The following is a 7,053-nucleotide window of genomic DNA, read 5'->3' as shown; positions in this document are numbered from 1 at the left end:
TTGCCCATCTTAATTTTTTTGCCTGGGGCATGACCAGCGGTAGAGGATTTATTGCCCTGGCAGCCATGATTTTCGGTAAATGGACTCCGGTAGGGTGTTTCTTGGCCAGTCTTCTCTTCGGGTTTGCTGATGCTCTACAGATGAGAATCCAGACTCTGGGGATATTACCTCCCCAGATTATTTTGCTCCTCCCCTACCTCATAACTATTCTGGTTTTGACTGGTTTGGTAGGAAAAGCTACTCCTCCCTCTGATTATAAACCCTATATTAAAAAGTAGATCATACGGAGGCACACCACCAAGGTGAAAAGAACAAAAACTCTGGTTTATCTGGGGATTCTTACCACCTTAAGCATAGTTTTAACTCGCTTAGCCAGTATCCGCATTCCCTTGGGGGGAGTAGAGGCAATTCGCATTGGTTTTGGCCAATTACCGGTGATAATGGCCGGGATATATTTTGGGCCAGGGTCAGGAGCTCTGGTAGGAGGGCTATCTGACTTTTTAGGCTTCTTTCTAAATCCTATGGGGCCTTATCTGCCTCACTTTACCCTTACTGCTATTTTACACGGGCTGCTTCCCGGGCTCCTATTTCACCGTAGTTCACAACCTCTCAGGAAGAGAATTTTTTGGTCTATAGCTATTCCTCAAATAGCAGTAGGGATTTTCCTCACCTCTTATTTTCTGCATTCTATTTTCGGAATACCCTGGAACATCCTTCTTCTTCCCCGCCTGGTCAGTGCTTCTCTCCAGATATTCATTTACTTTTATCTTTTACTTCTTTTATCCCGAAGTCCCTTTTTATCATTTGCTTACCTTCAAGATTCTCACCAATAGGGAGAATTTATTATAGAGTTCTGTAAAACCTGTTGTAATAGTTAACCTTGGCGGAGGAAAAAACTTCAAGCTAGATAGGACCAAAAAGCAAAGCCTTGCGTACAAAACCTGCTGTGCTCGCCTTTTTCCGTCATCCCCGAAATCCTTTATTGGGAATCTAGATGCTTTTAAAACCATGGACCCCTGATAGAGGCTTTAGGGGTGATGATACTTCCTTCTGTCAATGTATCTTAAGAGGGCGTCAAATAACTCATGGATGAGTTATCTTAACACCCCTATTGACAAATTCAAAAAGAGATGATAATCTATGATTGCCATCGGTTCTGAGGGATTAAGCCGGAGGGTGGGGGAAAGAGCTTCTGTTTGAAAGATAAGAAGCTCAAAGCTTTCGAGCGGAAGTCCATCCTGAAATTTCTCGCTAAATGCGAGAAAGCAAAGGCTAAGGTCTGTTAGAACCGGTGGCTTTTTTTATATCTTTTCTTATAATTATCGAAAGCCCTCTTTTTAGGTAGATTGTGGTGTTCTTTGGTAAGTAAAGGGTATCCTTAACTGGTAGGAGAATATGAAAGAAAAGAACGTGGTGGGTTACTCCTTTTTGCAGTTTGAAAATCTTTCTTCTTTCCCCGCTCTTGAGCATTTTATCACAACCCGTCATCCTCTTCTTGATTTAAGTCAGGAAGAAGGAAGGAAGAGGTTAGAGTGTATTTTAGGGGAAAGGGATATTTTTACTGTGAAACAGGTACACGGAGCACAATGGGTGGTGGTGGAAGAACATTCTTTCCCTTCTTCTTTTGAGGAAACTCAAGCTGATGCCCTTCTCACTCAAAGAAAAGGTGTGTATCTGGGAGTGAAGGTAGCCGATTGTCTCCCGGTGATTTTCTTCGATCCAGAAAGAGAAGCTCTGGCCCTTTTGCATGCCGGATGGAGAGGAATAATACAGGGAATTCACCTTCGGGTAGCTCAAGCAATGAAAAACCTCTTTTCTTCCTCCTATTCTCAACTGGTGGTGGGAATAGGGCCAGGTATTGGAAAATGCTGCTTCTCGGTGGGGGAAGAAGTTGCGGAGCTTTTTGAGCAAAGGGAACGAAGAGGGGGAAATGTGGATAGAAAAGAAGGGAGATTTTTGATAAACTTAAAAGGCTTTCTCTTTGACGAATTAGTAGACCAGGGATTTGACCCTCACAAAGTAGAAGTGGCTCCTCATTGTACCTTTTGTGAGAAGGAGCTCTTTTATTCCCATCGGAGAGAAGGAGAGGGAGCGGGAAGATTTATGCTTCTTGCTTCTTTAAAAGAAGGATGGTGATGAATTTGGAAGAAGGGATTGTAGCTCGTCATCTACTGGTAGAAATCATTGGCTCGGCTTCTTTGAACGAAAAAGAGACCATGGAGAAATTTTTACAAGATCTTGCCCAGGTCTATGGCAGTGAAATTTTAGCTCTTCAAGTCTATCAGTTTCAGCCTTTTGGGTTGAGCGCTCTTCTCGTTATGCCTGAATCTCATGTGGCTGTCCATACCTGGCCTGAACATGGCTACGCTGCTTTAGATGTTTTTCTCAAAGTGGATTTAGAACCTCAGGAAAGCATTCCTTTGATTGAGCGATATTTTGCTCCACAGGATGTAAAAATAAGAGAATTAGAGAGGGGAGTGAAAAAGAAAAATGGAACTCTGGTACATCCAGGATTACATCAATGAATACAAAATGGGGCTTAAAGTAAAGGAGACTATTTTTCAAGGGAAAACCCGCTTTCAGGAAATTACTATTTTGGATACCTATCTCTATGGGCGGGTTTTGCTACTGGACGGGATAGCCCAGCTAAGTGAAAAAGATGAGTTTATGTATCATGAGATGTTGGTTCATGTTCCTATGTTTTCTCATCCTAATCCCGAAAAAGTGCTTATAATCGGGGGAGGAGATGGAGGGGCTTCTCGAGAAGTACTGAAACACCCGGTAAAAGAGGTAACCCTTGTGGATATTGATGAAGGGGTGATCGAAGTTTGTCAGAGATACTTTTCCCAGCTGGGAAGATGGGATGACCCTCGTCTTACGGTTTTAATTGAAGATGCGTGTCAATACATTTCTTCTACTTCAGAAGTTTTTGATGTCATTATCATGGATTCTACTGACCCTCTTCCCCATGGGGTGGCAGAGCCTCTTTTCAGTCCGGAATTTTTTGAGCAAGCTTTCCACCATCTTTCTCCTCAGGGGATAATGGTTTCCCAGATGGAACCACCCTTTTTCGATGTAGATAGGGTAAAAAAATTATGGGAAGGCTTTAACGTTTTCCCCATAGTAAAACTTTACTGGGGATTGGTTCCCACCTATCCCGGGGGGATCTGGAGCTATGTCATTGCTTCTAAATCTCAAGATCCCCGGCGACAGGAAAGAGTTCCTGATTTTCCCACTCGTTATTATTCACCCGCTATTCATCAGGCTGCTTTTGTTTTGCCCTCTTTTTTAGAGGAAATGCTGGAAAATCAGAAAAGAGATGAAGAAAACTTTAGCTAAAGTGGCCACTCTTTACCTCCTCGAGCAAGCAGGGAGCGTTGGTGATAGTAAAGGCCCTCTATTTCTGCCAGCTGAGAAAATTGCTCCCAGGGTAGAGTCTCGTCATCTTGAGGGAAAATAAAGGAGGAGAATTTACCAAAATCTCTCACTGATAAAGGAGAAGAAAAAGCTGCTCCCTTATCAGTCGGGAGCACATGGTTTGGCCCGTAACCATAGTCACCTAAAGCTACCGGTGCCTGAGGCCCTAAAAATAAGGCACCGGCATTTTTTATTTTTAACCAGTCTTTTTCCGGATTCTCAGTTATGATCTGTAAGTGTTCGGGAGCGAGAAAATTGACTGCCTCCCAGGCTTTTTCTTTGTTTTCTACCTGATATAAATAAATGGGAATTTCTCGAGAAAAAGAAAGAGGTTGATTTTGTAACTCTCTTTCTAAATATCTTTTAGTTTCTAACAGTATTCCCTCATCAGGGGAGAGGAGAATACTTAAAGAGAGGGGGTCATGCTCTGCCTGAGCCAAAAGATCCAGTGCCAGCCAGTGAGGCGAGGCGGTCTTGTCGGCTACAATTACTACCTCTGATGGCCCGGCTAAAGAATCAATACCCACTACTCCCTGGAGGAGTTTTTTAGCCGCGGTAACATAAATATTACCCGGACCCACTATTTTATCTACCGCCGGCAGAGAAGAAGTGCCAAAACAAGCACCGGCAACGGCCTGCGCTCCTCCTACTCGATAAACTTTTTTTACTCCCAGAAAGAAGGCTGCGGCTAAAATCTCTTGTTTGACTTTCCCCTGGGCATCAGGAGGAGTGAGAACTATGATTTCCTCCACTCCCGCTATCTGAGCAGGAATAACGGTCATAAGAAGAGAAGAAGGATAAGGAAATCTCCCTCCCGGTACATAACAAGCTACTGAATGCAGGGGTCTCCACCTTTCTCCCCAGAGAGATGCGGAATGCTCTCCCCACCAGGAGAAAGGTTTTTGCCTTTCGTGAAAGCTTCTCACCCTTTTTTCTATATCAGAAATAATTTTCTGGAAACTTTTATCCATTTCTTCCCAGCTATTTTGGAGCTCCTTTTCTTCTATGAGCCATTTTTTTATATCGCAACCATCAAATTTTTTGGTATAGTAGTGAAGAGCCCCGTCCCCTTCTTCCATCACTTTCTCTACAATTTCTCTTACTTCTTCTTCCACCTTTTTTAGTTTTTTATAGAGTAATTGGCGGCTTAACTGAAGGCTCTGAGACAGTTCTTCCTGGTCAGGAAGAGGCTTTATAACTATGGGCACTTTGGGCATATTAAATCACTCCCTTCAGTTCTTTTACTAAAAGATAAATTTCCTTAGAGTGAGTTTTAATGCTTACGGGGTTAGCCACCAATCTACCCGAGATGGGAGCGATTTCCTCCACCACCTGCAAGCGGTTTTCTCGCAGGGTTTTCCCGGTAGAGACTAAATCCACAATAGCATCAGCTAAACCTATGGGGGGAGCTAACTCGATTGAGCCATACAAAAAAACTATGTTAGCGGTTATGCCTCTCTCCTGAAGATATCGACGGGTGAAGTTAGGATAGGTAGTGGCAATACGCAGGGCCTCTTTTTCTAATAGTTCCTCTCGGGAAGTAGATAGGGGAGCAGCTAAAACCATAGTACATTTCCCGATAGGAAGCTCTAATAATTCGTAAACTTCATTTTCTCTCTCCAAAAGAATATCTTTCCCCACTATTCCAATATCTGCTGCCCCAAACTCCACATAAGTAGAGGAGTCTTTGGGGTGAGAAAAAATGATACGCCAGGGCAAATCTTCTTGCTCTACCACCAACCGTCGGGAATTAACAAAATCAAGGGGTGGACACTGGGGTAAGCGAGAAAGAAGCGCTAAAGATTCCTCTTTCATTCTGCCGGTAGGTATAGATATGGTTAACTTTCCCATGACTTAAACCTCTCCTGGATAAGTGTTTTAATTTTTTCTTCATCCTTTCCCTGGTAAATAAGCTCTTTTCCCTGTAAAACCTGGATGTCTTCTCCTTTTTGCTCTTCTATGATTATGGGAATTCCCTCTTCTCTCATTTTTTCTGCCAGGGCAAAAATTGAAGAGCGAAAGACAGGAGGATAAGCTATGCTAATGAAGGGAGGGCGGTCTTTTTTAATGCTTTCTTTTTGCACCTCCATCAATCGCTCCAAAAACAGGGCAAATCCGCAGGCTGGCAAACTACTTCCCGATTTTTCTAAAAGTTCATCATATCTTCCTCCCGCTAAAAGTGGATACCCTAACCGGGGAGAAAAACCTTCAAATACTACTCCGGTATAATAATCAAAGTCTCTTATAAGCCCTAAATTAATAAAGGCATGCTTCTCGAGGTGAAAATCGCTGATGATGTCCCATATCTCTCCCAGATAGTTTAGAGTATCAATTAAGGGAGGACTGAGAGGGTAGTTTTTTTTCGTTTTTTCTAAGATCTCTCTTTTTCCTCGTAAAAAAGGAAGATGGAGAAGAAAAGGAAAAAGAGGGTGGGAAGAGATAGAAGTAAATTTTTCCAGAGCTACAAAATCCTTTTTCTTGAGCAAACTTTTTAAAGAGAGTTTCTCTGAGGGAGAAAGAGGAAAAGAAGATAGTACTCCCTGGAATATACCAACATGACCGATATCCAGCATAAAATCTTCTATCCCCAATTCCTGAAGAGCCAAAAGAGCCGAGAGAGCAAGAGCAATGATTTCGGCATCGGTATCTACGCCGTTTTTGCCTAAACTCTCTAAGCCCAGCTGAGTAAGCTCATCTTCTACCCGCAGAGGTGAAGAGGGATAGCGAAATATTTTCCCTACATAGTAAACCCGGTGAGGAGCAGTTTCTCTCATCTCTTTTTTGCTGTACATCCGCATTATGGAGGTGGTGAACTCAGGACGGAGAGAGACTAACTTTCCATTTCGGTCTACAAATTTGTACACCCTTTCTTTGGCTTCATCTCCCAAGGTGTTTTCCAGGGTAGAATAATATTCTATGGTAGGAGGCTCCACTTCTTCGTATCCCCATTTCTCAAAAAGATTGCGCAGGACAAACTCCATCTCCCGCTTTCTTTTTACCTCCCGGGGGTAAGAATCTTTCATACCTAAAACTAATTCCAAGCCATTATCTCCTCTCATTGAAGAATTGTTTAAACTATTTTAGCAAAATAATGGTAAAGAATCATATTATATATGTGATGAAAGAAAATTTTGATTGGTTACACCCCCGGTTTTTCTGTTTCCCCATTTTTTCCTTATTTTATAGTGACATTATTTTTTGATGTTTTTATAGTTTTCTATTTATATTAAGCATTGTCTATAGTTATGATGTATTCAAGGTAGCCTATGCTCCCCCCTCAAGGAGTTCATAAAGGAAGCGACCTTGCTCATCGGGGAGGTTCTCTGCTTTTACCCGCATCATCAAAAAAACACCAACCTCGCTATCGCGTTCATGGTCACATTCATATTTATGATCGTAACCAAAATCGAGAAGGGCAGCTTTTTAACATCCGGGCTATCAACTGTTACAACTATTGCATCCGAGATAAACCCCTCTGACTCTGAAGCCAGAAGATAGTAACCAGCTCTCTACCCACTCAATCAGGGAAGACGATATACCTCAAAAAATGCAGTGAACCAGAAGAAGAGGTAAGAAAAATATATCAGGCATTACACTATAGAGATAGAGCATTCTGGCAGAAAACATCCGTGTTAC

Annotated in this window: 7 protein-coding genes and 1 pseudogene; 5 read left to right on the top strand and 3 right to left on the bottom strand. The window is 42.4% G+C overall.

Going from position 1 to position 7,053, the window contains the following annotated elements:
- The 5 genes and pseudogenes from GXZ17_RS06470 to speE all read left to right on the top strand — a co-directional run.
- Nucleotides 1–278 (top strand): annotated as a pseudogene (locus tag GXZ17_RS06470) (ABC transporter permease); the annotation flags it as partial.
- 24 nt (nucleotides 279–302) lie between these two features.
- Nucleotides 303–833: a folate family ECF transporter S component gene (locus tag GXZ17_RS06465; protein ID WP_409376474.1), complete on the top strand. Its 531-nt coding sequence runs from the start codon at nucleotides 303–305 to the stop codon at nucleotides 831–833.
- A gap of 562 nt (nucleotides 834–1,395) precedes the next feature.
- On the top strand, nucleotides 1,396–2,136 hold the full coding sequence (gene pgeF, locus GXZ17_RS06460) for a peptidoglycan editing factor PgeF (protein WP_409376473.1): 741 nt from the start codon (nucleotides 1,396–1,398) through the stop codon (nucleotides 2,134–2,136).
- Nucleotides 2,136–2,525, top strand: coding sequence for an adenosylmethionine decarboxylase (gene speD / locus GXZ17_RS06455; protein WP_409376472.1), 390 nt, complete (start codon nucleotides 2,136–2,138; stop codon nucleotides 2,523–2,525). The genes pgeF and speD overlap by 1 nt, the downstream gene beginning before the upstream one ends.
- Nucleotides 2,491–3,339, top strand: coding sequence for a polyamine aminopropyltransferase (gene speE / locus GXZ17_RS06450; RefSeq protein ID WP_409376471.1), 849 nt, complete (start codon nucleotides 2,491–2,493; stop codon nucleotides 3,337–3,339). The genes speD and speE overlap by 35 nt, the downstream gene beginning before the upstream one ends.
- On the opposite strand, the gene hisD is transcribed toward speE, so the two are convergent.
- From hisD to hisZ, 3 genes are read right to left on the bottom strand one after another with little or no spacing between them, the layout of a single operon-like run.
- Nucleotides 3,336–4,634 carry a histidinol dehydrogenase gene (gene hisD, locus GXZ17_RS06445; protein WP_409376470.1) on the bottom strand — a complete coding sequence of 433 codons (1,299 nt, stop codon included), beginning with the start codon at nucleotides 4,632–4,634 and terminating at the stop codon, nucleotides 3,336–3,338. The genes speE and hisD overlap by 4 nt on opposite strands.
- 1 nt (nucleotide 4,635) lies before the next feature.
- Nucleotides 4,636–5,268 carry an ATP phosphoribosyltransferase gene (gene hisG / locus GXZ17_RS06440; RefSeq protein ID WP_409376469.1) on the bottom strand — a complete coding sequence of 211 codons (633 nt, stop codon included), beginning with the start codon at nucleotides 5,266–5,268 and terminating at the stop codon, nucleotides 4,636–4,638.
- Nucleotides 5,256–6,458 carry an ATP phosphoribosyltransferase regulatory subunit gene (gene hisZ, locus GXZ17_RS06435; RefSeq protein ID WP_409376468.1) on the bottom strand — a complete coding sequence of 401 codons (1,203 nt, stop codon included), beginning with the start codon at nucleotides 6,456–6,458 and terminating at the stop codon, nucleotides 5,256–5,258. The genes hisG and hisZ overlap by 13 nt, the downstream gene beginning before the upstream one ends.
- Nucleotides 6,459–7,053: the final 595 nt, after the last annotated feature.

The organism is Candidatus Sordicultor fermentans (genome assembly GCF_012728195.1).
Taxonomy (GTDB): domain Bacteria; phylum Atribacterota; class Atribacteria; order Atribacterales; family Caldatribacteriaceae; genus Sordicultor; species Sordicultor fermentans.
The sequence above is the reverse complement of the archived record's forward strand: the minus strand, read 5'-3'. Positions and strand labels throughout refer to the sequence as shown.